The sequence below is a fragment of the Haloarcula marismortui ATCC 43049 genome (genome assembly GCF_000011085.1).
Taxonomy (GTDB): Archaea; Halobacteriota; Halobacteria; order Halobacteriales; family Haloarculaceae; genus Haloarcula; species Haloarcula marismortui.
Genome location: NC_006396.1, coordinates 824,349 through 846,287 on the forward strand (window position 1 = coordinate 824,349; position 21,939 = coordinate 846,287).

Consider the following 21,939-nt stretch of genomic DNA (forward strand, 5'->3'; position numbering starts at 1 on the left):
TGCTATCCCATCCGGGATGGACCAGTAGCCACTGTGAACTGACAGATACCGGCTAATGGTACATATTGATACACCCCGAGTGCAACGCATGGAGCATGGCCGGGTTATCGTCGGATTTGAGCGTTGCGTCGGCGTCAGAACACTGTCTCAACATTGTGGAGCGAGTTGAGGAGGCTGTCGTTGTCGAACGCCGAGTGCTGTTCGAGACACTGGCTGGCGTCATCGCCAGAGGACACGTTCTGGTGGAAGACGTACCGGGAACGGGCAAAACTGCTCTGGCGCGGGTGCTGGCGGAGGCGCTGGGGCTTGAATTTACCCGGATACAGTTCACACCGGACCTGCTGCCGGCGGACGTGACCGGGTCGAACGTGTACAACGAACACGAGCGGGAGTTCGAGTTCGCACAGGGGCCGGTGTTCTCGAATGTCGTGCTCGCAGACGAAATCAACCGCGCACCGCCGAAGACCCAGTCTGCACTGCTTGAGTCAATGGAAGAGCGGCAGGTCAGTGTCGACGGGACGACGCATCCCCTCCCGACACCGTTCGTCGTTATCGCGACCCAGAACCCCATCGAGCAGGAAGGGACCTTCCAGCTTCCCGAGGCCCAGCGGGACCGCTTCAGCGTGAAGACGTCAATGGCCTATCCCGATGTCGAGGGGGAAATGGGGCTGCTCGACCGGCGGGCCAACCGGCGAACACTCTCGCCGTCGGTCGACCCGGTAGTTGACCCAGAGACGGTGCGTGCCCTTCAGGAGTGTGCAGAAGACATCCGCGTCGACACCAAGGTTCGTCGCTATATCGTCGACCTGGCGCGGGCGACACGCGAAGACGACCGGACAGAGATCGGCGTCTCGCCGCGAGGCGTCCAGCGGGTCTTCGAGGCAGTCCGAGCCAGTGCAGTCATCGCCGGCCGGCGATACTCCACTCCGGACGACGTGAAGCGGCTGGCGAACGCGACGATGAGTCACCGACTGGTCCTGACGACGGAGGCCACCATCGAAGGAACGGAGAAGGCCGACGTGATTCAGGCCGCTCTGGACGCCGTCGACGTGCCCGCAGTCTCACCGAATGCGCCGGACGACACGCCCGAACCGACGACAACAGGCGGGTCCGAACGCGCTGACTCACCATCGGAGGCGACACCAGACGGCGATTCTTCCGGGCAGCGCCCCGAACGGAGTGCTGGTGAAGCAGCGGAGAACGAAGCTACGCAACTGGACGGAGATGACGGCCAGCCCACCGACTCGGCAGGAGACACGCCGAGCCGGAGTGGTGAGGACGACATCGGACACGGACAGTGAGCGCGAGCGGGTAGCCGAACGGCTTTACTCCACGGAACAGCCAGACGTGGTATGGAAAGCGAACGCAACGTCCTTGGCGGGGAGTTGGCTCCCTGCTCGATGGACCCCGAGACCGGGTTCATGCGCGACGGGTACTGCTACCCGCTCCAGCGCGACCCGGGCCGGCATGAGATTTGTGCCGTGATGACGGCGGAGTTTCTGGAGTACAGCAAGGCACAGGGCAACGACCTCGTGACGCCGCGGCCGGAGCTGAACTTTCCGGGTCTTGACCCCGGTGACAGCTGGTGTGTCTGTGTCCCGCGCTGGATAGAGGCCCACGAGGCCGGGCGCGCACCGCCGGTGAACCTCGACGCGACGAGCGAGGACGTGCTCGAAGACGTGTCGCTGGAAACGCTGCAGGAGTACGCTGCCGATGGTGACTCGGATGCCGACGCGACCGCTGAATGAGCCACGCCGCGAACGACTTTTGAGGGACCGCCCCGTCGCTTTGGCCGTGCAACAGGGGAGGGCCAAGCGATGAGCGTGGACCGCGTTCGTGGCGTCGTCGTCGACATCGAGGAGCCAAAGACGGTGAACACTCAGTACGGCGAGAGCGACCTCTGTGAGGTGACGATACGCCCCGACCGCGGGGCCGGGGAGCCCACGACGGTCACGCTCTGGGGAAAGTGGACCGAGAACGCCGCCGCCATCGAGACGGGCATGGAGATCGCCGTCTACAATCCTGACGAACGAGAGTACCAGGGCGAACAGCAGTACTCTGTCGGCGGTGACGCCACGCTGGTCGTCCAGCCGGATTTCCTCGTCGACGTGACTGACATCCGGGCGTGGGTGCAGTGCCCGCGGATGTACTACCTCCGGAAACTCGACGGCGCGGAGCACGCTTACCCGCTGGTGAAAGGGACCGTCGTCCACGAGGTCTTTGGCGACTTACTTCGGGGCCGGGACCTCGACACCGCCATCGAGGAACAGGTCGACGCCGCCGGCCTCGACATCGGACTGCTCGGCCGGGAGGCCGACGAAGTGGCCGGGGACGTGCGCGACCACGCGTCGGCCATCCAGGGGTGGCTCCAGCAGGGGACGCTTACAGAAACCGATGAATGGCGCTCCGAGATGACGCTCATCTCCGAGCGATTCGGCATGAAGGGGCGAGCAGACGCCGTCCGGCGTGGGATGCCCGTCGAACTCAAGACCGGCAAAAACACCAAACGAGAGCCGCGGTTTCAGGACAAGATACAGGCGACGGCGTACGCCCTGATGCTGGGCGAGCGCGCGGCTGGCGCGGGCAGCGCCGTCGACGCAGCTCCAGATACGGGCACACTTCTCTACACCAAGAACGCCGCTGTCGACCGCAACGAGGAGAGCGGCGACCTCTCGCCGGCAAAGGAGTTCTCTATCGGGAGCGGACTCCTAAATTACGTCGTCCGGACCCGCAACGCGATTGCGGCCATGGAGTACGACTCTGGCGTGCCGACGGGCTACGAGGCCAACGCCAAATGCGAGTACTGCTTCGAGCAGGACACCTGCATGGCCGTCTCCGGCCGCCTCGACCAGGAATCCAAAGCAGGAACAGTCGGTCGGGCAGTGCCCGACGAGGAACTGGACTACTTCGAGCGGTTCTACACGGCCGTCGAGGCCGAACGCCGGTCCGTCCACCGGGAGTACGCGAAGCTCTGGGAGCAGACGCCCGAAGAGCGGGCCGACAACGACCGGGCGCTCATCGGCCTGGAACCGACCGGTCGCCGGGAACTCGACGGCGGCCGCTGGGAACTCCGGGCAACCGGGACGGGGGCCGTCTCGAAGATCCGCGAAGGTAATCTCGTGCTCGCCAGCGACGGCGACCCGGTGACCGGCAACGCCGAACTGGCCCGCGTCGAGCGACTGGGCAACGAGGCGCCACGCGCCTCGGATAGCGGGAACGGCAACGCCGTGAACGAGGAGATCGTCGTCACGGCCGACGAGCCGCTGGACCTCCGCCGGCTGGACGTGTATCCCTCCGAACTGACGACCGACCGGCTCCAGAACGCGCTCCACGACGCCGTCCTCCTCCAGTCGCCCGAGCAGAAGGACGTGCTGTTCGGGCGGCGAGAGCCGAAGTTCAATCCGGTCGAGGAGACGTTCATTGACAACAACGACGCCCAGAACGAGGCCGTCCAGTTAGCGGTCGGCGCGGAGGATTTCGCGCTCGTCCACGGCCCGCCGGGGACGGGCAAGACATACACGCTGGCGCGGATGGTCAGGGCCCTCGTTGCTCGCGGTGACCGAGTCTTGCTTTCGGCGTTTACCAACCGCGCCGTCGACAATCTGCTGGAAGCGCTGGAAGAACAGGGCTACACCGACATCGTCCGCGTCGGCACGGAGAGCGGCGTCCGCGATGACATGCAGAAGTACCGGCTGGAGACCAGCGGCGACCCCGGCGAGTGTGCGAGTCGGCTCCAGAGCGCGCAGGTCGTCGCGGCGACGACGGCCACCTGTGGCGGAAGCACGCTTCAGACGCAGGAGTTTGACGTGGCCGTCGTTGACGAGGCTGGCCAACTCACCGAGCCAGGGACGCTGGCGGCGACGACGCTGGCCGACCGATTCGTGCTCGTCGGCGACCACCAGCAGCTCCCGCCCGTAGTCCAGTCCGAGGACGAGACGCTGTCGACCTCGCTGTTCGAACGGCTTATCGACGCCCACCCCGACGCTGGCGTGATGCTCGACCGCCAGTACCGGATGGCCCAGCACATCCAGGCCTTCGCTTCGCGGGAGTTCTACGACGGGCAGTTGCGACCCGCGACCGGCGAGGTGGCGGCCCAGCGGCTCGATGACCTCGATGGCGTTGCGACAGCGAGCTTACCCGAGGCACTCCGAGACCGAGTGGCGTTTGTCGACTCCGGCGGCAGTCAGGTCGGCAACACCAACCCGACCGAAGCCGACCGGATTGCCGAAATCCTCGCGTCGTATCGGTCTGCGGGGGTTCCGGCCGCCGACATCGGCGTCATCGCGCCGTACCGCGCGCAGGTCGCGGAGATTTCCAAGCGCCTGCCGGACGTGACCGTCGACACGGTCGACCGGTTCCAAGGGTCGAGCAAGGAGGTCATCGTCATCTCCTTCGTCGCCACCGAGACGCTCGACAGCCCGATCTTCGAGGATTACCGGCGTATCAACGTCGCACTCACGCGGGCGAAGAAGGCGCTCGTCCTCGTCGGCGACGGCGACGCGCTGGCGACCGACGAGGTGTACGGTCGGATGGTCGAGTGGGCGCGGGGCTGACTACGCGTCCGCGTCGCCCCTGTCGCCTGTCCGCAGCCCTGCAACGTGTGCGGTGAGCCGGTCCCGTAGCGTGTCTCTGAGTTCTTTTGCGGTGTCCTCGTCGATGTCGTACACCCGAGCGACGCCGCCGAGCAGGCTCGACGAACTCGCCGTGTCAGCCCCCACGGTCGCCAGGTCACGGCGGCGCTGGAACGGCGACCGCGTGACGAACACCGTCTGGAGCCGGTAGTACGGCACAATGCGCGTCGTCCGCCGCCAGAACCCGCTCCGGGTCGCCAAGACCGAGCCATCGAGGTCGAACCCGCGGTGTCGCCAGCGGAAGTGTGCCGCTGGCACGACCGGGAGAAAGAGGAGGGCGGCGAGCCACCAGTAGCCCGTCGCAAGCACCAGCGAGTCGACGGCGTAGGCGACTGCGGTGAGTCCGGCCGCCGCCAGCGAAAAGCGCGCGAGATAGCGCCGACGGGCGCGCTTCGGCGGGCGGTCGAAATCGAGGTCGCCGAACGGTTCGATGTCACGGGCCAGTTCGTACACTTCCTCGCGGGGCGCGAGCGGGACGGCGACGCCCTGCGTTGACTGCTGGTTCCCACCGCTGTAGCCGGCCGTCTCAACGGCCAGCGTCGCGTAGCCGAACCGCCGCATCAGTACGTTCTCGCGGATGGTGACCGTCTGGACCTTCTCCAGCGGGATGTTGCCGCTGTACCGGCGCAACAGCCCCCGCTCGTACCGGAGGTCGCCGTCGGCCTGTGTGAGCCGGAAGCCGTAGTATTCGATGACTGTCAGCGCCACGCTGACGACAAGTGCGAGCAGGAGGAACTGGACGAGCGAAATCGCGGCGAAGACGACGAGTCGCGTGGATTCCGGCGAGCTAGCCAGCCAGCGGATGACGGGTCCATTCAGCGACGCGCCAACGAGGGTCGCGTTGAACCGAAGGACGGCCCAGACGACGTCCATCCCAAGCGGGAGCGACGCCAGCGTCAGGACCGGCGCGGCCGGCCGAACGGAGACAAGCGCGTACGTCAGGAGCTCGCGCTGGTCGAACGCGAACAACAGCGACCCGTCCGGCTGGTCGCGTGGTTCCGTGTCCGAAGCCGAGGCCGAGTCCTCGAAGTCGTTCGCCGTCTGGGCGTCGCCGGTGTGTGCAGGTGTGGGACCGGTCACGCCGGGGAGGTCAGCGTGGGCCGACCGGCCAGATGTTGCAGTCCCAGACACCGCGCCGGCGGTTTCTGCCGCCGACTCGGCGGCTTCGTCCCGGTCGTGAGTCCGCACGTAGTTCCGGAGGCGTTTGACCTCTGCCTCGTCAACTGCGTCCAGCGTGGCCTCCGTCGCGCTCCCACCGGCCGTCTCAAAGCGGACGATTGCGAGCCCGAGCAGGCGGTTGAGGATGTTCTGTTCGACATCGAGATTCTGGACGCGGCCCAGCGGAATCTGGCGGGACTGTCTGGCGAAGACGCCAGATTCGACGGTGAGCGTGTCCCCGTCGAGTTCGTAGCGAAAGCGGAAGTACCGTGCCAGCGCGTAGCCGCCAAACGTCAGCGCGCCGAGCAGGCCCAGCAGCGGAACCGCGAACGCTGGCAGTCCAAGCATTCCGGTCCCGACGGACCCGCCGAAGAAGCCGAAGAAGCCGCCTTGTAGCGCCGCTCGGGCGACGCTCAGAACCGCACTTCGCGGGTGGAGCCGGTTCATACCGCGTCCGTGGCCTCGCTCTCGTTCGCGAGGTCACGGAGTTGTTCTCGCAGTTCGGTGGCTCGTTCGGGCCGCAGGCCTGGAATCGTGATGTCCGCGCCGCGGGTCCCGGCAGTGTAGACGACGACACTCGCCAGCCCGATAGCTCGCTCTACTGGGCCGCGCGTGGTGTCGACGTGCTGAACACGAACGTACGGGACCGACGTGTCGGTCCGGGTCACGACACCGCGGAGGAGAAAGAGCGCGTCGTCCTGTAGGTCAAAACGCCAAATCCGGTGGGCAGCGATGGCATGGGCAACACCCAGAAGCACGAGCACAACCCAGCCGCCGACGACCACCGTCTGTGGCAGTGAGACCGCGAACCGGTCGACAAGATACGCGATGACGCCGAGCACCGACGCCTGGATAACTGTCGACAGAACCCACAGCAGTCTCACTCGCGGGTGAAGCGACTCCATGTCCGAATCGAGGGGCCGGCCGCGGATTAACGGTTTGGCTCCGGAACGAAATTGGAAGCGTTCCGACCCACACATGGGTCAAACAGTGGGCAGAATCGTCTGAAACTTCGAAAAACGTCCTTGTATGCCCCCGACGCCGGACAAAGCGTATGTCACGAAGCCGACGGACGTTTCTGACGACGCTCGCCGCTGCAAGTGTCACGCTCCCGCTCGCTGGCTGTGCCGGCGGCGACGAACAATCCGCAGACGAGGAGGCAGAGTCAATGAACGATGAGGGGATGACTGACTCGATGGACGACGAGGGGATGACTGACTCGATGGAGGGCGGCGAAACGAGCAGCTCGATGGCCCAAGAGAATAACACAGCGATGGACGGCAGCGCAATGACCGAATCGATGACGGAGGCAGCGGACGGCGAGTCGATGGGTGACGACGAAATGAATGACGGAATGACGGAAAACGAGACTGCGTCGTAAGCCGCCCGGTGATGACCGTATCGGACTACACGCGCTCGTTGACCTGTTCAGCGACGCGCTCGCCGGGCCGGCGGAGGTGGCCACTCTCGACTTCGTAGACGTAGCCTGTCACCGTGACATCATCGGGAATCAGCTCGTGGTTTTCGAGGTATTCGACCTGTGCCGCACAGGCCGCATCGATGTCGTCGGTCATCCGGACCCACTCCGCGATTGACGCGTCACCGATGTCTAGCTCCGGCAGTGCCGGGTCTAGATCGATATCATCGAGGTCACCGTCGACCGCGGCCTCGAACCCCGCGACGACGTCCTCGTCGGACGCGCTCATCATCCCGCAGTCGGTGTGGTTGACGACGATGATTTCCGTCGTATCGAAATACTGTGTTGTCAGCGCCGCCGAGCGAATTACGTCGTCTGTTACCTTCCCACCGGCGTTTCGGTATATCTGTGCGTCGCCCAGCGAGAGCCCAAGCGCGTCCTCGACGGGGATTCGCTCGTCCATACACGCGACGACGAGCAGTTGCTTGTCGGTCGGGATGCCCTTGCGCCGTCGACGCGCCCAGTCGTCCCTCGCGTCGACGCCGTCGTCAACCGATTCGTGGACGTGGCCGGCCTCCGGCTCTTCGTGGTCGTGCGCGTCGTCACTCCCGTGTGTGTGATGTGGCATTGCAGAACACGCCTTTGTGCCCCGTGGCCTTTACTGCTTGCTCGTCGGCAGTACAGCGGAGGAAAGTAATCCGAGTCGAACAGTCCCAGCCACTCAGTCGTCAGTGGCGACGGCGCTGTCTTCGCCGTTTCCGTCGTCAATCTCGTTTAGCACGCGCTGGTGGAACTCCTGCAGGACGGCCGACTCGTCCTCAGCGAGGACCACGTCGCTGGCCATCAGCGTTGCGAGGCCGAAGGCGCGTGGCGACGGCGAGTCGACGCGGGTCCGGACCACGTCCACGTCGCCGTCCTGCATCGCACGCAGGATAGTCTCAATGCCGTCGACGTTGAGCTTATCCTCCAGAATCTCGCGGTATGTCTCTTCGACGACGGCGAAATCGCCAAGGTCCTCGGCGAACCCGAGCAGCATCTCCGAGGAGACCTGCTGTTCGCTGGCCGATTTCTCGTAGCCCTTGTAGCGTTTGAGTATCATCAGGGACCGCGTGGCGTTGATGCGGAAGTATCGCTGGAGGAGGTCTGTCCCGTCGAGGCTGGCCCGCAGGTCCTCGCGGGCTGTTTCTGGGTCCAAATCGCGGACGATTCGCGCGATGTCCACCTTCCGGTTCAGCGGCATCGAGAGCGTGAAGCCGTTGTCGGCGACGGCGACCTGAACGTTCGCGCTTGCCTCCCGGGCGATGTGATACGCCAGTAGCCGAGAAAAGCCGTCGTTGAACCGCCGGCCGTAGTTCGAGTGGATGTGGTAGTGCCGTTCGTACTCGTCGTGGTCAAGCGTCTCCTCGATGACGAGGCGGTCGGTCGTCGCGACGCTATCAGGTCCAGCGTAGGCAACCTGCTCGCGGAACATCCGCGCGATGGCCCGGACGCTGTTCTCGTCGACGGGGAACGTCCGGAGCCAGTTCCGGACTTCCGACATCCCGCCGTCGGCCAGTCGGTCCAGCAGTTGGCCCTGAAAGTCGAGTATCTCGCGGCCGAGGTCGTACGACAGCGGGAGGCGCTCGGAGAACCACGACGGGACCGTCGGGCGGGCGGCGGTCCGGTCGACGTACACCTTCGACCCGCGGCGGTAGCGGTACTCGAAGTTGTTCCCACCCAGTACGAACACGTCGCCTTTCTCTAACGTGTCCAGGTACGATTCGTCCAGCTGGCCGACCCAGCTGTCGTCGCTCCGGGTGACAACGTCACAGGTAAACGAGTCCGGAATCGTTCCGATGTTGGTCATGTAGATGACGCGTGCGAGCCGTCCACGCTTGCCGATGAGATGCTCACCCACGTCGTAGTCCTCGTAGTGGTGCTCGCCGTCGGGCGCATCGTTCGTGTCCCGCCAGATTTTGGCGTAGACGTTCTTGTCCTCCATTCCCGGGTAGTCGGCGGTCATGTACCGCATCAGCCGTTCCCAGTCCCCGTCGTCGTAGTCCCGGTACGGGTAGGCCCGACGGAGGACGCTTTTGAACGTCTCCTCGGGGCGGACATCGTTGATGGCCATGCCGTATATCTGCTGTGTGGCCACGTCCTGTGCGTTCTCGGGGATGAACACGCGGTCGACAAAGCCCCGTTCGGCCTTTTCGAGCATCACCGCACACTCCACGAGTTCGTCGCGGTCCAGTGCGATGACCCGGCCTTCGACAGTTTCGCCGAGCTGGTGGCCGGCGCGGCCGATGCGCTGGAGCAACGCGGCCACGGATTTGGGCGAGCCGACCTGCACGACGAGGTCGATATGAGGCATATCGATGCCCAGTTCCAGGCTGGTCGAGGTCGTCACCACATCGAGTGACCCCTCCTTCAGCGACTCCTCGATGTCGCGGCGTCGCTCCTTCGAGAGCGAGCCGTGGTGACAGCCGGAGTTGGACTCGTCGTAATCACCGAACTTTTCGCGGAGGTTGTGCAGGACGCGTTCGGCTCCCGAGCGCGTGTTCGTGAACACGAGCGTGTTGGTGTGAGATTGGATGTGGTCGTGGAGCTGGGTGTAGAACCGCTCGGTAATGATGTCCCGCGGCGTGTTGATGAGGTCGTCGGCCGGACAGGACAGTTCCATGTCGAAGTCGCGGGCAAACCGCGTGTCGACGATTTCGTAGTCGCGGGGCTCGCCGCCGGGCTCCTCACAGCCGACCAGAAACTCCGCGACGGTGTCGAGCGGTTCGACGGTCGCCGAACAGCCGATTCGCGTCGGCGGTTCCTCGACCATCTCCTCTAGGCGCTCCAGCGACACCGAGAGGTGGGTCCCGCGCTTGTTCTCTGCGAGGCTGTGAATCTCGTCGACGATGACGTACTCGATGGTTTCGAGTTTCTTTTTGAACTTCGGGGAGTTCAGCAGAATTGCGAGGGTTTCCGGCGTCGTATTGAGGATGTGGGGCGTCGTTTCGAGCATCGCCTGCCGCTCGCTGTCACTGGTGTCCCCGTGGCGGATGGCGTGCCGTATCTCCACGTCCTCGCCACGCTCATCGAGTTTGGCAGTGATACCGTCGAGTGGCTGTCCGAGGTTCCGGTGGATGTCGTTGGCCAGCGACTTCAGCGGCGAGACGTACAGACAGTAGACGGAGTTCTCCAGTTCGTCCTCGCGGGCCTTCCCGAACAGTTCATTGATGATGCCAGTGAAGGAGGCGAGGGTCTTGCCGCTCCCCGTCGGCGCACAGATGAGCGCGTTCTCGCGCTCGTGGATGAGCGGGATGGCCTCTTTCTGTGGCGGCGTGAAGAAGCCGCCGTTACCGGGGACGAACTCGCCGAACTGCTCGACCCACCACTCCTGAACGACGGGCGCGAGGCGGTCAAGCACCTCGGCGTCGTCGATGTCGACCGCCTCCGGGTTGAACTCCGGGTCCGTCGCTGCGAGACGCTCGCGTCCTCCCATTGTCGGCTCTTACCGACCTGTAGGACTGCCGGGGCAAGTGGGTTCCGCCATATCGACGGGAAAACGACTAAGCGACCGCCACGTCTGGCCTGTGGCATGGCCGACTCCTTCGACGTACTGACGCCGCTGGTGACACCGTTCGACGCCGACGGCAACCTCGATGTCGCTGGCATAGAGTCGCTGGTCCAGCACGTCGTAGCGGCCGGCGTCGACGGCATCGTTCCCTGCGGGACGACTGGCGAGTTCGAGACGCTGTCGCCGCAGGAGTACCGGACCGTCGTCCGAACCGCAGCGACGACAGCGCCCGACGACTGCCGCGTCATCGTCGGGACGGCCGCCACCGACGTTGCGACTGTCCACAAGCGGATGGCGTTTGCCGCCGAGCAGGGCGCAGACAGCACGCTGGTCGTGCCGTCGTACTACGGCGGCCAGGCGAGCGGAGCGGGCAACGAGGCGTTCTTCGACGCGGTACTGGCCGACGCGCCGCTGCCCGTCTACCTCTACAACATCCCCGGGGCCGTCGGACAGGAACTCTCCATCGAGACGGTCGCCGCGCTCGCTCAGTCCGACGCCGTCGCGGGACTCAAGGACTCCTCGGGCGACCTCCCGTACGTCACCGCGGTCATGAATCAGACGCCTGCGGATTTCACCGTCTACCAGGGCCACGACGGCCTGTTCGTCCCGTCAATTGTGCTGGGCGGCGACGGTGGCATCAGCGCGCTCTCGCACCTACTGTTTGACGAACTGGAGCAGGCGGGTACTGCCGTCGCAAGCGGCAATGTTGCACAGGCCAGAACAGTCCAGCGGGACGTCCTCTCGCCGCTCTCGGACGCGTGTGCCGAATTCGGTTTTGCGCCAACGGTGAAGGCGCTGCTCGCCGACCGCGGCGTCATCGACCACGCGACGGTGCGACCGCCCAGAACCTCGCTTTCGTCGGACGCGGTCGCGTCGGTGACCGAACGGCTGGAGTGAGTCTCTAGACTCAAATGGGTCTGTGAGGTTCCACGAGATTCATTACGCTGGGCGGCAGTGAACGGAATATATGTCGTTGCTGCCCTCCCGCGGTCCCGACACAAGCACCTCACAGGACGGGGAGCTACAGGTCGTCGGGGTCGACGAAGATGTCTCGGCCGTACTCGATGCCCTCTCCTCGGAAACGGCCAGAGAAATACTCAACACGGTCTACGAGGAGCCGGGGACACCCTCAGAACTGGCCGACCGGCTCGATATGTCGATACAGAAGGTCTCCTATCATCTGGAGAAACTGGAAGACGAGGAACTCATCGCTGTCGCCGGGGTCCAGTACTCAGAGAAAGGCCAGGAGATGAAGGTGTACGAGCCCCCGGATGACCCGCTGGTGCTGTTTGTCGGCACACAGGACCGCAAGCAATCGCTCCGGTCGCTCGTCCGCCGCGTTTTGCCTGTTATCGGCATCCTCACTGCGGCCAGCGTCATGCTGCAACTCCTGCTCGGGCAGTTCCCGGTCCAGTTCGGGAGCTCCGGGGCCGGCGACGCAGGAACCGCCGGTGACGGTGCGCAGGGTGGCGGAGACGTCGAGCGTCTGGACGCGGCGAACCAGACAGCCGCGACGGCCGATACCACACCGACCCCGACAGCGGCGGACGACGGCGGATTCCAGGTGGCGGAGGCGACGGAGGCCCCAGAAGCCACGCCGGCCCCGAAAAGCACTCCGGCTCCGGAGGCCGACACCCCGGTCGAAGTAATGACCGAGGAGGCGCGGCAACTGACGACCGACGCCGCGGCCAGTGGCGGCTTCCAAATTGAGCCCGGTGTGGCCTTCTTCCTCGGCGGGTTGCTGGTCCTGACGCTGTACGTCTCGTTCTGGGCGTACAGAAACTACCGCTAAGTCGATTAACGGTTCAGTCGCTTCAGTCCGATTTAACGCGTTCGGCGACCAACACGCCAGCCTGCTCGGTAACCATCTCGACGGCCGTCAGTGCGTAGCCGGCATCGGTGAAGGCATCAGCGAGGACGCCGACCGTCGCCGGGTCGTCGACTTCAGGGCTGTAAAATGGTGCGTCGGGGTCGTCGTCGCCAAACAGCATCACGTCCCCGAGGACAATGCGCCGCGGCCCCAGGTCGGCGATTGTGTCGATAGCCTCGCGTTTCTCGTCGTCGCCAAGATGGTGCATCGCAAAGTTCGATGTGACGATGTCCACCGGCCGGTCGACGTTCGGAGCGCGGAAGCGGCCGTCGCCGAAGGAAACGTTCTCGACGCCTCGCCCGTCGGCTTTCTCCCGAGCTTTCTCCAGCATCCCGTCGCTGATGTCGCGGCCGATAATCTCCGCTGCGTCGGACGCGAGTGCGAACGCAATCGCTCCGGTGCCCGTGCCGAGGTCAAGTACCACGTCGTCGCTCTCGGGGGCCGCGTGGTCGACAACGAAATTGACGCAGGCGCGATACGCCGCCGAATCCTGGTCCTCGTCGTACGCGTCGGCGTGGTCGGAGAACCGCTCGGCGTGCTCGTCGAGTGATTTCTTCATACTCGCTTCTCGTCGTACTCGCACAAGTGTCTCCCGCTCCGTTTCGCGGTTTTGCCGCAGACGCGGTTCGGTTAAAACAGTTTTTGAGCCACGGGTGAATTTTTGCTATCCCCGTCCCAAGCATGAACTGCGCCGTCGACGGGTGACCTTCCCACGCGGCCGCCCTGACCCCGTCCCCGCCGACGGCCACCGCCCTCACTCCGCTGACGCTCCCTGGTGGTTCCCCTGGCAACGTGTTCCCCCAGACACCAACCCTTTGTCCGTTCGCTCGCTGTCGTCCGGTATGCGTCTCACGTTTCTCGGCACCGGCAGCGCCATGCCCACCGGCTCTCGAATGCAGTCCGGCTATCTGCTGGAGCGCGACGGGAACCGGCTGCTCGTCGACTGTGGTAGCGGCGTGTTGCACTCGCTGGCACAGACCGACACGGGGTACGAAGGCGTCGACACTGTCTTGCTGACTCACCACCATCTGGACCACGTTTCCGACCTCGACGTGCTGATGAAGGCCCGCTGGCTGGCCGGTGAGACGGACCTCACGATAGCTGGCCCGCCGGGGACGAGCGATCTGGTTCGGGACCTGCTCGAAACACACGACTACATGCAGGACCGACTGGACCTGACACTCAGGGATCTCGATGGCGGGCCCTTCGAACTGGCTGGGTTCAGCGGCGACACCTGCGAGACGCGCCACTCGATGCAGTGTTTCGCTTACCGGCTTTCCGTCGATGACGGGCCAGCAATAACGCTCGGCGCTGACTCCGAGGCGTTCACGGATCTCATCGAGTTCGCCGACGGGTCGGCCGTACTCGTCCACGACTGTTCGTTCCCGGACGATGTGGACGTGTCGAACCACCCGACGCCGACAACACTCGGAGAGACGCTGCGCGATGCCGACGCCGAGGTCGGGCGCGTGTACCTCACCCACCTGTACCCACACACGGAAGGGCGACACGAGGAGATGCTTGAGTCGATAGCGGACAGCTACGATGGCGACGTGCAGTTTGCCGAGGACAGCCTGACGATAACAGTTAGCTAGATGCGTTCGAGCGTGACGCGGAACTCGGCCCCGCCAGCGTCGCTTTCGCCCACGCTGACGCTGCCGCCGTAGGATTCAGTCAGCGCCCGAACGAACCCGAGGCCGAAGCCGGTCCCCGAACTCTCCTGGCCCTTCACACCCATCTGGAAAATATCCTCGCGCAAGTCCGGCGAGACACCGTCCCCGTCGTCGGCGAAACAGACCGTAACTTCGTCGGGGCTGACTTCCGCCGGATGCACTCGCATGTGGACATCGCCCTCGTTGTGGACCGCCGCGTTGGACATGATGTTCGTGAACACCGAGTCGAGCAGGTCACCGCCGTACACCTGATACTCGAAGTCTGACTGCGCAAAATCGACAGTCAGTGACCCGTAGTTGTCTCTGACATCACGCACCGTGTCCCCGAGGACCGATTCGAGGTCCTGTGGCTCCGGGTTGTCCTGAGCTTCCAGCGTCGAGACGAGGTCGCCGACGCGCTGGATGAGGTCGGCGGCGCTCTCGGCCGCGCGCTGGATCTTGCCGGCGTACTCCTCAGTCTGGCCGTCGACCTGTCCAGCGACGACATCGGCGAACCCAGCAATGACCTGCAGGTCGTTACCCAGGTCGTGGCGGAGCAGTCGGTCGTACATCTCAATCATCTCCTTTCGCCGTTCCAGATCCCGATGAGCCCGCTCTAGCCGTTCGCGAGAGCGGATATTGGAGATGGCCGTCGCGGCGTGGGTGGCAAGAATTTCCATCGGTCTGACGTATTCGTCTCCGAACTCCTCGACGGTCTGTGACCGAGTGACCAACACCGCAGTCACCTCATCGCCCATCCGGGACGGGACAGCCAGCGCACCCGTCACATCCGAGTCGGCCGTGACAGCGGCATCAGCGCCCTGTTCGACCAGCGTTTCGCCGGCCTCCTGCGCCCGTCGAGCCAAGTCACTCGGTGGCTCGCCCTGCACGAGGTTCGGGTTCGTACTGTGGACGACGCGGAGCTCGTCGTCGCGAACCTCGACGAACGTAGAGTACGAGAACTCGAACAGCAGCGACATCGCTTCGAGCGTGAGCGAGACGACTTCATCGACGGACTCGCAGCGGTTGAGTGCCTGGCCGTATTTGTTCAGGTCGGCGACCTGTCTGGCAAAGTCCTGTTGTTCTTCGAACGACATATCACCCACTCCTCGCAGACATTGGAACTACGTACCAATGGAGAGCGGGGCAAAAAACGGTTTCGGGGGACTCACCGGCGGAATGAAAGACGGTAGACACGTATCGTGGGTAGCGGCCTCAATCGAGGCGGTAACGCAGTAGCGCCGCGACACCGCCCAGATTCGAGAGTTGCTGTCCGGGCGCAAACTCCGCGGAGAAGACGGTTACGTCGCCGCCTTTCTGTTCTGTCGTTTCGATGATCTGGTCGACATCGATATCCCAGTCGCCCTCGCCGGCCCGCTCCAGCCGGAGTCGTTCGTCCAGCACGAGCAGCGTCTCGATAGCGCCGTAGTCGGCCGCCTTGGCGACTTCTTCCGGTCCGTAGGCCACCTCCGAGCCTGAGCCGATGCGCGCCATCAGTTCGTCGATGTAGTCCGCCTCCTCGGCGATGCGGGTCTGCTGCTGGACGTCCTCGACAGCGCCGCGTTTGAGTACTTCGTGGACACCGCGGTCACCGACAGCGGACGTGTCGACGACAGTAATCTGTTCGGCGATATCGGGAATCTCGTCCTGAAAGTGGTCCAGCGCGTCCTGTTTGGTGAAGCCGGGACCCGCAAGGATGTAGGCGTCCACGTCCTGCCGCTTGAGGACTGACGCCAGCTCGTCGAACAGTTCCTTCCGTGGACGGGCGTACTCCCCCTTCCCGGTCGTCGAGGTGATCGTCGCTCGCTCCTCGGTGCCGTACTGGGCGACAGTGTGGACGTGAGCCTCTCCTTCCTCTACGGTCGCAATCGCCACGTCGGGGTTCTCCGTCGCCTCGACGGCCTCTTCCAGACGGTCGGCCTGATCGGGCTTGAGGTGCTTCTCGACGGTGAGTTCGGTGTGTTCCTCGACGTTGAGCGTGTGGTGAAAGCCCAGCTGGTCCTCGCGGGAGCAATCGACAATTTCGCCGCCGACACGGAGGCGGTTGGCGAACTTCGCGAACTCCACGTCGGTGACCTCGATCTGAATCCACATCGGCTCGCGCTCGCCGCCTTTGTCCCGGAGGTTGTCATCGTTGCGCTGGATGCGCCGCGTCGTGTCGCCAGAGACGAGGTCCCCCGGCTCGATGACATACGAGAGGTGCCAGAGGTCGTCAAGCGTCTCGGGGACCACCTCGATGCGTTCTGCCCCTTCCGCGGTGGTCTCCTGACTCTGTATTTGCATACTGAAGCGTCCGCTTCAGGGACACAAGTGTTCTGCCATTCGATTCGCCGGAACGGTGAGACACCGAATCGGCGTACTGTGCCGATCAGGCAACCGAGCCTGTCGCGGGCGTCTCATCGCCTGCGTCAGTGGCGGGCATATCCCGCACGGCCGTTCCGATGGCGTAGGTCCCCGCCACGTTCGCGTAGAACGTCACGAAGGGGGCCAGCACCGCGCCGATGACGACAGCGTTCAGGACGCCGATGAGGACGCCGGCGATCAGGCTGATACCGAACGCGACCAGCCAGCCAGTGGCGTAGGTCCGGCTGAACGCGAGCCGGCGAAGTTCGTCCGGTGCGAACGCCGCCGCGATGCTGTCCGTGCGAACGTACGCGACGATTGCGGCCGGGAGCACGTACGCGATAGCGAGCGAAAGTACGGTCACCGCGAGCGTCGCGACGAGGGCAATGAGGCCGACAGCCAGTCCGCTTCCGGCCCCGTTGCCGCCCAGACCTAGCGTCGCACCGCTTGCGAACACCGCCGCAAGGGCGATGGCCGCCGGGACGAGTGAGTAGGCGAATCCGATAGCGAACACCTTCAGGCCGTCCATACCCAGGTCGCCCCAGTCGTCGAACACCGGCGGTTCGGCCTCATCGTCCAGCACCGCTCGGAGTGTCCGGGCGATATAGCCGAGGACGAAGAACACCGGCACGACGAGGAAACTCAGGAACAGCAACACGCCCCCGATGGCGATGGTTTTCACTGCGCTGTCGCTGTCCCGCGGATACGATAGTGCTTCTTGGAACATGGTGGTACTCCGTGACATCGGCCTGGCTGGCGTGGTCGCTGCCACGTCAGTCTCGACAAGGTGTCACATCAATTTATAATACAACGTACAGGTATATATAGCAGTACGTGCGCCGTGCTGGCAGTTGTAGCCGGCAGTCGGGCAATTCTCAGCGTCTCACTGCTGGTCAGGGGTGCCGTCGGCGGCCGCCTGTAAGCTGGCGAACGCCTCCCACGAGGGGTCCGCTCCAGGGTGGGACTGCCGGGCGCCGTCGACGTACAGCCCCTCACCGTCGGTCACTTCGCCGACGACGGCGGCCGGCGTCCCGCGGTCGCGGAGCGCACCGACAACATCGTCGGCATCTGCGGGGTCGACGGCGGCCAGGAGCGTCCCGCAACTGCTGACGTGCCAGGGGTCGATATCGAGCGCGTCACAGAGCGCGCCGACGCCGTCAGCAAGCGGCATCGCATCGCTGTCCACGTCGAATCGGACGCCCGCACCGTCGGCCATCTCGATGAGCGCACCAGTGATGCCGCCCTCGGTGGCGTCGTGCATCGCCATCACGTTTCCAGCGTTCGTCGCAGCCATGGCGTCCTCGACGAGTGCGGTGTCGGCCAGACGTTCCTGTGCAGTGGCGGTTCGGTCGGGCGACAGCCCGATCTGCGTCGGGAAGAGGGTCGCGAACAGGCCCGTGACTTCCGCACCGGGACCGGTCCCGACGACCAGTTTGTCGCCCGGTCGTGCGCCGTCCGGGCGGACGATGTCCTCGTGGGGCCCGACGCCAAGCACCGTTGCGCCACCGACCCATGAATAGTCGACGCCCGAATACCGGGCGGTGTGGCCGGTGACGACGCTCACGCCGACTTCTTCGGCCCGTTCAGCGAAGCCGTGCCACATCGCCGCCAGTTCGTCGTCTGTCATCTCGGGCGGGAGCGTGAACGTCACTGAGAGATGCGACGGCGGGATGCCGGAAACGGCAACGTCGGCAAGTACCACATCGAGTGCAAACCGACCAGCCCGTTCGAACCCCAGATCGGGGAGCACCGACAGCGGGTCGGTGGCTGTGACGAGAGCGTCACCGCCCACGTCGATGACGCCGAAGTCAATGCCGTGCGTCGGCCCCAGCGTCACGTCTTCTCGGTCCGCGCCCAGTTCCGGGTAAATGACGGTATCGAACAGGTCGCGGTCGATTTTCCCGAGGTCGCTCATCCGGTCAGTCACCTCCAGCGCGGTGTTCTCTCTGCCCCCGCATCGTCAATCCTCAGTCATCCGACTGCCGCCGGGCGGCAGGAACTCCTGTATCTGGTCCGGGCTGGCGACCTTGCGGACGAACGTCTCGTCGGCGAACCGCTCCTTGAACTCGCGGTAGAGGCGCTTGGCGATATCGTTCTGGGCGTACTGGCCCGGTTCAACGGTGATGCTCGTCGCGGCCTGTCCCTCGATAGCCGCCGGCGGGCCACCGATGACCCGCGTCTCGTCGTCGCAGGTGATACCGACGGCGACGCCGGCCGGCGTGCCCTCGAAGTACGTCCGGTCGCCGCGGACGGCGAAGCCGCCCTTCTCCAGATACTCGCCGCTTTCCGGCGTTTTCGACACCTGGTCGGGGTCGACCATGTACACGTCGCCGGCGAACTTCCCGTCTTTCCAGACCGAGGAGTACGAGACCGCGAACTGGGCGGCCTGGTCCAGTGACGACTGCGGGAACTCAACCTCCTTGGACGGCTCACTGGGACCGGTGGCCTTGAGCACCGTGACCGGGCCGCCGTGGGCCTGCGCGTGGAAGAACTTGTCACCGCCCTCCAGATACTTCTGGACGAGTTCTTCGTTGTCGTCGGCGTCGCGGCCGCCGATGACGAGGAAGCCGTCCGAGGTGTGGAACCAGCGGAACTGCTCGTACCAGCGCTCGGTCGACCGGGTCGGAATGGACTGCATCGAGAGCCAGTCCGTCGGTTCGTCCTCGGCCTCGTCGTTATCGGCTTCGTCCTCGCCGTCGTCGGCCTCCCACTCCTCGCGCCGCTCTTTGACCGCTTCGAGGTCCTCGCGGGTGTTCTCGATGGCAGCGAGCGCGCCCTCCTTCTTCTCCTCGATGCGTTTGGCCTCCTTGTACAGTTCGTCGGCGTTCTTCTCGACGCCGGTGAAGGCGTCCACTGTGACCCGCGTCCCGTCGATGTCGAGGGTCACCGTCCCCTCGCTCCCGTCAAGCGAGACAACTGCTTCGGCGGCCGCGATGCCGCGGTCGGCCCCCTCGTCAAACTTCGCCTCGATGTCGTCCCAGGACACGTCGTCCTGGCGGGCGGCCTGCACCGTCGAGAGCACGTCGTCGACGAGGTCGTAGTTGGCGTACAGCAGCTCGGCCTTCTCCCGTTCGACCTCGGCGTCGGCTTCGAAGTCCTCGATAGCCTGCTCCTGTTGCTGGATGATGCGCTGCTGTTTCTCTATCTCGGCCTCGAAGTCCGGGCGCTGTGTTTCGCCGCCCTCGACTTCCTCCTCCCGCTGGAAATTGAAGAAGTAGTCGTCCAGCGCGGGGTTGAACTCCGTGAAAGATTCGCTGTAGAGTTCTTCGTACTCCGCCAGCGGAATCGGCGTCACGTCGATGCGCCGGCGGTCCGGGTCATCGCCGGATTCCCCGTTGCCTGCACCGTCACCGTCGTCGAGCGTTTCGTAGTACACCCGCGGGTCGACATCTCCCTCACGCAGGCGCGTCCCCATCTCGTCGATGAGTTCGTACAGCCGCTCGAAATCGGACTCATCGAGGTCGTCGACGGCGACGTTGTAGTCGATGCCGGCGCGGGTACACAGTTCCTCGCCGTAGAGGCCGCCGAAGTTCAGTTGCGTCGCCAGCGTCCGCACGAGGTCAGCGTCGGATTCCTTGATGCGAGCGACAAACCCGTCGTAATCGACAGTCATCGGGTTGAACCGCGCCGACGGGAATTCGTAGGGCGTCCCGGGTGCGACGGTTCGGGATTTGAGCCTGACCGTTTCAAGACAGTCGATGACCTCGCCGTATTCGTCCAGCACGGCGACGTTCCCGTCGCCGAACAGCTCCGCGACGATAGTCGTCGACGCGTCCTCGCGGTCGAACTCCAGTTCGATGATGCGGTCGAACTCGAACTGCTCGACGCGGACGAGGTCAGCGCCCGACAGCCGGTTCCGGAGCATCATCGCGAAGTCCGGCGGCCGACCCGGCGCGTCGGGGACGTGGCTCTGGTCGGCAACGTGGGCGCGCTTGACATCACCGACTTCGATGAGGAACTCGACGCGGCCGCGGTCGAAGTCCCGGAGCTTCAGTCTGACGAGGTCGTCCTCGGGGTAGAGGTACGCCTTGTCGAGCTTCGCGCCCTCGTAGCCGGCGAGTTCGCCCTCAAGAGCGGCGAGGTCGACGCTCGTCAGTTCCCGCTTGTGGTCCATGTCGGTGGCTGTCGGCGGGCACCCAAAGGCGTTCCGTTACCTGCTGTCGGCGATTGCCTCGCCAGTCTCCAGTCCGTTCCGTAACGCCGCGTGGAGTCGCCCCTCGCCGGCCACCCAGTCGCCAGCGAAGTGCAGGTCGTGCTCGGCCGCACACGACAGCAGATCGTGGTCGACTTCGCCCTCGGGCTGGGAGTACCGCCAGTGCTGGTGGTCGGTCCAGTCGGGGTCGGCCAGCCGGTCGTCGTCCAGCAATCGGGCCGTCCGCGACGCGATGTCGTCGATGAGCGTGTCGGGGTGTTCGTCGTAGTTCGCAATCGACCACGGTTCGTTCATCTGGACCAGCAGCAGGGACTCGCCGTCGGGGACGTGGCCGTCCTTGCACTCTTCGCGGCCGACCCAGCCGATATCGTGCTCTTTGTCGCTGTTGACCGCGGCGTACCACGGCACGTCGAGTTCGAAGGGATAGTGCAACACGCCGGAGATGACCGTTCGATAGGGGACGGCGGCGATTTCCTGCCGAAGCTCCCGACAGTCGTCGTGGTCCCACCGCGACTGCCCCAGCAGGTCAGCCGTCTGGGGAGCCGGCGGTGTTAGCAACGCGGCGTCGAAGTGTCCAAGGTCCGCCCCCTCATCGTCCTCAAGCCGCCAGCCGTCGCGCTGTCGCTCCAGACGCTCAACCCGCACGCCGTTCTCTACGTCGGCGTCTGCCTCGTTGAACAGCCGCTTTGCGACCTGTGTAATGCCTGCCTCGTACGTCCATTTGTGTTCGTCAGCATCCCGCCCAGTGCCGATGTCGCCGGTCCTGTCGAACGCGTACACCGGTTCCTCGATATCGACGAGTCCCTCAGTCGGGAGGGTCTCTGTGACCAGTTCCGTCACGCGGCCGTCGTCGGCCTTGAGATAGTTCGCCCCGTACTCGTACGTACAGTCGCCGTGCCGCCGGGTCGCAGCGCGCCCGCAGACGCCGCGGCTCTTCTCGAACACTGTTACGTTGACGTCCGCGTCGCGGAGCGCGTACGCTGCTGCCGCACCGGCACCACCGGCACCAACGACTGCGAGATTACGAGCCATACTTGCCCGTCGGACGGTACGAGTAAAAATCCACCACACAACCAGTTCGGACCGCCAGCCAGCGGTCCGATTCAGCGGCTCCGCTTGCGTCGAAGGCCCCAACACGCCCAGCCGATGACAGTGAGTATCGTGACAC

18 protein-coding genes are annotated in these 21,939 nt (G+C 64.8%); 7 read left to right on the forward strand and 11 right to left on the reverse strand.

Annotated features, from left to right (window positions below):
• Nucleotides 1-95: 95 nt before the first annotated feature.
• From RR_RS08235 to RR_RS08245, 3 genes are all read left to right on the forward strand, one after another.
• Entirely contained in the window at nucleotides 96-1,301 is a 1,206-nt protein-coding gene (locus tag RR_RS08235) for an AAA family ATPase (protein ID WP_011223336.1), read from the forward strand.
• 51 nt (nucleotides 1,302-1,352) lie between these two features.
• Nucleotides 1,353-1,748, forward strand: a complete 396-nt coding sequence (locus tag RR_RS08240) for a DUF2237 family protein (RefSeq protein WP_004961237.1) — start codon at nucleotides 1,353-1,355, stop codon at nucleotides 1,746-1,748.
• 69 nt (nucleotides 1,749-1,817) lie between these two features.
• Nucleotides 1,818-4,553, forward strand: a complete 2,736-nt coding sequence (locus tag RR_RS08245) for an AAA domain-containing protein (RefSeq protein ID WP_011223337.1) — start codon at nucleotides 1,818-1,820, stop codon at nucleotides 4,551-4,553.
• Here RR_RS08245 and RR_RS08250 read toward each other — a convergent pair whose 3' ends face one another.
• Nucleotides 4,554-6,236 carry a PH domain-containing protein gene (locus tag RR_RS08250; RefSeq protein WP_011223338.1) on the reverse strand — a complete coding sequence of 561 codons (1,683 nt, stop codon included), beginning with the start codon at nucleotides 6,234-6,236 and terminating at the stop codon, nucleotides 4,554-4,556.
• Entirely contained in the window at nucleotides 6,233-6,694 is a 462-nt protein-coding gene (locus tag RR_RS08255) for a PH domain-containing protein (protein ID WP_004961231.1), read from the reverse strand. The genes RR_RS08250 and RR_RS08255 overlap by 4 nt, the downstream gene beginning before the upstream one ends.
• 149 nt (nucleotides 6,695-6,843) lie before the next feature.
• Between RR_RS08255 and RR_RS08260 the strand changes: the two genes are divergently transcribed.
• Nucleotides 6,844-7,170: a hypothetical protein gene (locus tag RR_RS08260; RefSeq protein WP_011223340.1), complete on the forward strand. Its 327-nt coding sequence runs from the start codon at nucleotides 6,844-6,846 to the stop codon at nucleotides 7,168-7,170.
• Nucleotides 7,171-7,195: 25 nt separating this feature from the next.
• Here RR_RS08260 and RR_RS08265 read toward each other — a convergent pair whose 3' ends face one another.
• Complete coding sequence (locus tag RR_RS08265) at nucleotides 7,196-7,834, reverse strand: beta-class carbonic anhydrase (protein WP_007190332.1); 639 nt, start codon at nucleotides 7,832-7,834, stop codon at nucleotides 7,196-7,198.
• Between the two features lie 93 nt (nucleotides 7,835-7,927).
• Nucleotides 7,928-10,678 (reverse strand): ATP-dependent helicase, encoded by a 2,751-nt coding sequence (locus RR_RS08270; protein ID WP_011223341.1) that lies wholly within the window; start codon nucleotides 10,676-10,678, stop codon nucleotides 7,928-7,930.
• Between the two features lie 96 nt (nucleotides 10,679-10,774).
• On the opposite strand from RR_RS08270, the gene RR_RS08275 reads away from it, so the two are divergent.
• Both RR_RS08275 and RR_RS08280 read left to right on the forward strand, forming a co-directional pair.
• Complete coding sequence (locus tag RR_RS08275) at nucleotides 10,775-11,650, forward strand: dihydrodipicolinate synthase family protein (protein ID WP_011223342.1); 876 nt, start codon at nucleotides 10,775-10,777, stop codon at nucleotides 11,648-11,650.
• Nucleotides 11,651-11,720: 70 nt separating this feature from the next.
• A complete protein-coding gene (locus RR_RS08280; RefSeq protein WP_007190329.1) occupies nucleotides 11,721-12,545 on the forward strand; it encodes an ArsR/SmtB family transcription factor in 825 nt (274 codons plus the stop codon).
• A 22-nt stretch (nucleotides 12,546-12,567) separates the two neighbouring features.
• Here the strand turns inward: RR_RS08280 and RR_RS08285 are convergent, their stop codons facing one another.
• Nucleotides 12,568-13,182: a class I SAM-dependent methyltransferase gene (locus RR_RS08285; RefSeq protein WP_011223343.1), complete on the reverse strand. Its 615-nt coding sequence runs from the start codon at nucleotides 13,180-13,182 to the stop codon at nucleotides 12,568-12,570.
• A 283-nt stretch (nucleotides 13,183-13,465) separates the two neighbouring features.
• On the opposite strand from RR_RS08285, the gene RR_RS08290 reads away from it, so the two are divergent.
• The gene (locus RR_RS08290; RefSeq protein ID WP_011223344.1) at nucleotides 13,466-14,218 is read left to right on the forward strand and encodes an MBL fold metallo-hydrolase; all 753 of its coding nucleotides are present in this window, start codon (nucleotides 13,466-13,468) and stop codon (nucleotides 14,216-14,218) included.
• On the opposite strand, the gene RR_RS08295 is transcribed toward RR_RS08290, so the two are convergent.
• From RR_RS08295 to RR_RS08320, 6 genes are all read right to left on the reverse strand, one after another.
• Nucleotides 14,215-15,372: a sensor histidine kinase gene (locus RR_RS08295; RefSeq protein ID WP_011223345.1), complete on the reverse strand. Its 1,158-nt coding sequence runs from the start codon at nucleotides 15,370-15,372 to the stop codon at nucleotides 14,215-14,217. The two genes, RR_RS08290 and RR_RS08295, sit on opposite strands and share 4 nt — an antisense overlap.
• Before the next feature lie 118 nt (nucleotides 15,373-15,490).
• The gene (locus RR_RS08300; RefSeq protein WP_007190325.1) at nucleotides 15,491-16,558 is read right to left on the reverse strand and encodes an mRNA surveillance protein pelota; all 1,068 of its coding nucleotides are present in this window, start codon (nucleotides 16,556-16,558) and stop codon (nucleotides 15,491-15,493) included.
• Nucleotides 16,559-16,643: 85 nt separating this feature from the next.
• Nucleotides 16,644-17,345, reverse strand: a complete 702-nt coding sequence (locus tag RR_RS08305) for a DUF4013 domain-containing protein (RefSeq protein ID WP_007190324.1) — start codon at nucleotides 17,343-17,345, stop codon at nucleotides 16,644-16,646.
• 156 nt (nucleotides 17,346-17,501) lie between these two features.
• Nucleotides 17,502-18,533 carry an AIR synthase family protein gene (locus RR_RS08310; RefSeq protein ID WP_011223347.1) on the reverse strand — a complete coding sequence of 344 codons (1,032 nt, stop codon included), beginning with the start codon at nucleotides 18,531-18,533 and terminating at the stop codon, nucleotides 17,502-17,504.
• Between the two features lie 45 nt (nucleotides 18,534-18,578).
• Nucleotides 18,579-20,732, reverse strand: coding sequence for a ribosome rescue protein RqcH (rqcH, locus tag RR_RS08315; RefSeq protein WP_011223348.1), 2,154 nt, complete (start codon nucleotides 20,730-20,732; stop codon nucleotides 18,579-18,581).
• 36 nt (nucleotides 20,733-20,768) lie between these two features.
• Nucleotides 20,769-21,803 (reverse strand): NAD(P)/FAD-dependent oxidoreductase, encoded by a 1,035-nt coding sequence (locus RR_RS08320; protein WP_011223349.1) that lies wholly within the window; start codon nucleotides 21,801-21,803, stop codon nucleotides 20,769-20,771.
• Between the last annotated feature and the right edge of the window lie 136 nt (nucleotides 21,804-21,939).

Excerpts from the sequence above, each read along its gene's own strand:
- RR_RS08240 (WP_004961237.1), top strand. The coding sequence starts at position 1,353 with ATGGAAAGCGAACGCAACGTCCTTGGCGGGGAGTTGGCTCCCTGCTCG.
- RR_RS08305 (WP_007190324.1), bottom strand. The coding sequence starts at position 17,345 with ATGTTCCAAGAAGCACTATCGTATCCGCGGGACAGCGACAGCGCAGTG.
- RR_RS08260 (WP_011223340.1), top strand. The coding sequence starts at position 6,844 with ATGTCACGAAGCCGACGGACGTTTCTGACGACGCTCGCCGCTGCAAGT.
- RR_RS08275 (WP_011223342.1), top strand. The coding sequence starts at position 10,775 with ATGGCCGACTCCTTCGACGTACTGACGCCGCTGGTGACACCGTTCGAC.
- RR_RS08265 (WP_007190332.1), bottom strand. The coding sequence starts at position 7,834 with ATGCCACATCACACACACGGGAGTGACGACGCGCACGACCACGAAGAG.
- RR_RS08255 (WP_004961231.1), bottom strand. The coding sequence starts at position 6,694 with ATGGAGTCGCTTCACCCGCGAGTGAGACTGCTGTGGGTTCTGTCGACA.
- rqcH (WP_011223348.1), bottom strand. The coding sequence starts at position 20,732 with ATGGACCACAAGCGGGAACTGACGAGCGTCGACCTCGCCGCTCTTGAG.
- RR_RS08250 (WP_011223338.1), bottom strand. The coding sequence starts at position 6,236 with ATGAACCGGCTCCACCCGCGAAGTGCGGTTCTGAGCGTCGCCCGAGCG.
- RR_RS08285 (WP_011223343.1), bottom strand. The coding sequence starts at position 13,182 with ATGAAGAAATCACTCGACGAGCACGCCGAGCGGTTCTCCGACCACGCC.
- RR_RS08270 (WP_011223341.1), bottom strand. The coding sequence starts at position 10,678 with ATGGGAGGACGCGAGCGTCTCGCAGCGACGGACCCGGAGTTCAACCCG.
- RR_RS08290 (WP_011223344.1), top strand. The coding sequence starts at position 13,466 with ATGCGTCTCACGTTTCTCGGCACCGGCAGCGCCATGCCCACCGGCTCT.
- RR_RS08310 (WP_011223347.1), bottom strand. The coding sequence starts at position 18,533 with ATGAGCGACCTCGGGAAAATCGACCGCGACCTGTTCGATACCGTCATT.
- RR_RS08320 (WP_011223349.1), bottom strand. The coding sequence starts at position 21,803 with ATGGCTCGTAATCTCGCAGTCGTTGGTGCCGGTGGTGCCGGTGCGGCA.
- RR_RS08280 (WP_007190329.1), top strand. The coding sequence starts at position 11,721 with ATGTCGTTGCTGCCCTCCCGCGGTCCCGACACAAGCACCTCACAGGAC.
- RR_RS08300 (WP_007190325.1), bottom strand. The coding sequence starts at position 16,558 with ATGCAAATACAGAGTCAGGAGACCACCGCGGAAGGGGCAGAACGCATC.
- RR_RS08245 (WP_011223337.1), top strand. The coding sequence starts at position 1,818 with ATGAGCGTGGACCGCGTTCGTGGCGTCGTCGTCGACATCGAGGAGCCA.
- RR_RS08295 (WP_011223345.1), bottom strand. The coding sequence starts at position 15,372 with ATGTCGTTCGAAGAACAACAGGACTTTGCCAGACAGGTCGCCGACCTG.
- RR_RS08235 (WP_011223336.1), top strand. The coding sequence starts at position 96 with ATGGCCGGGTTATCGTCGGATTTGAGCGTTGCGTCGGCGTCAGAACAC.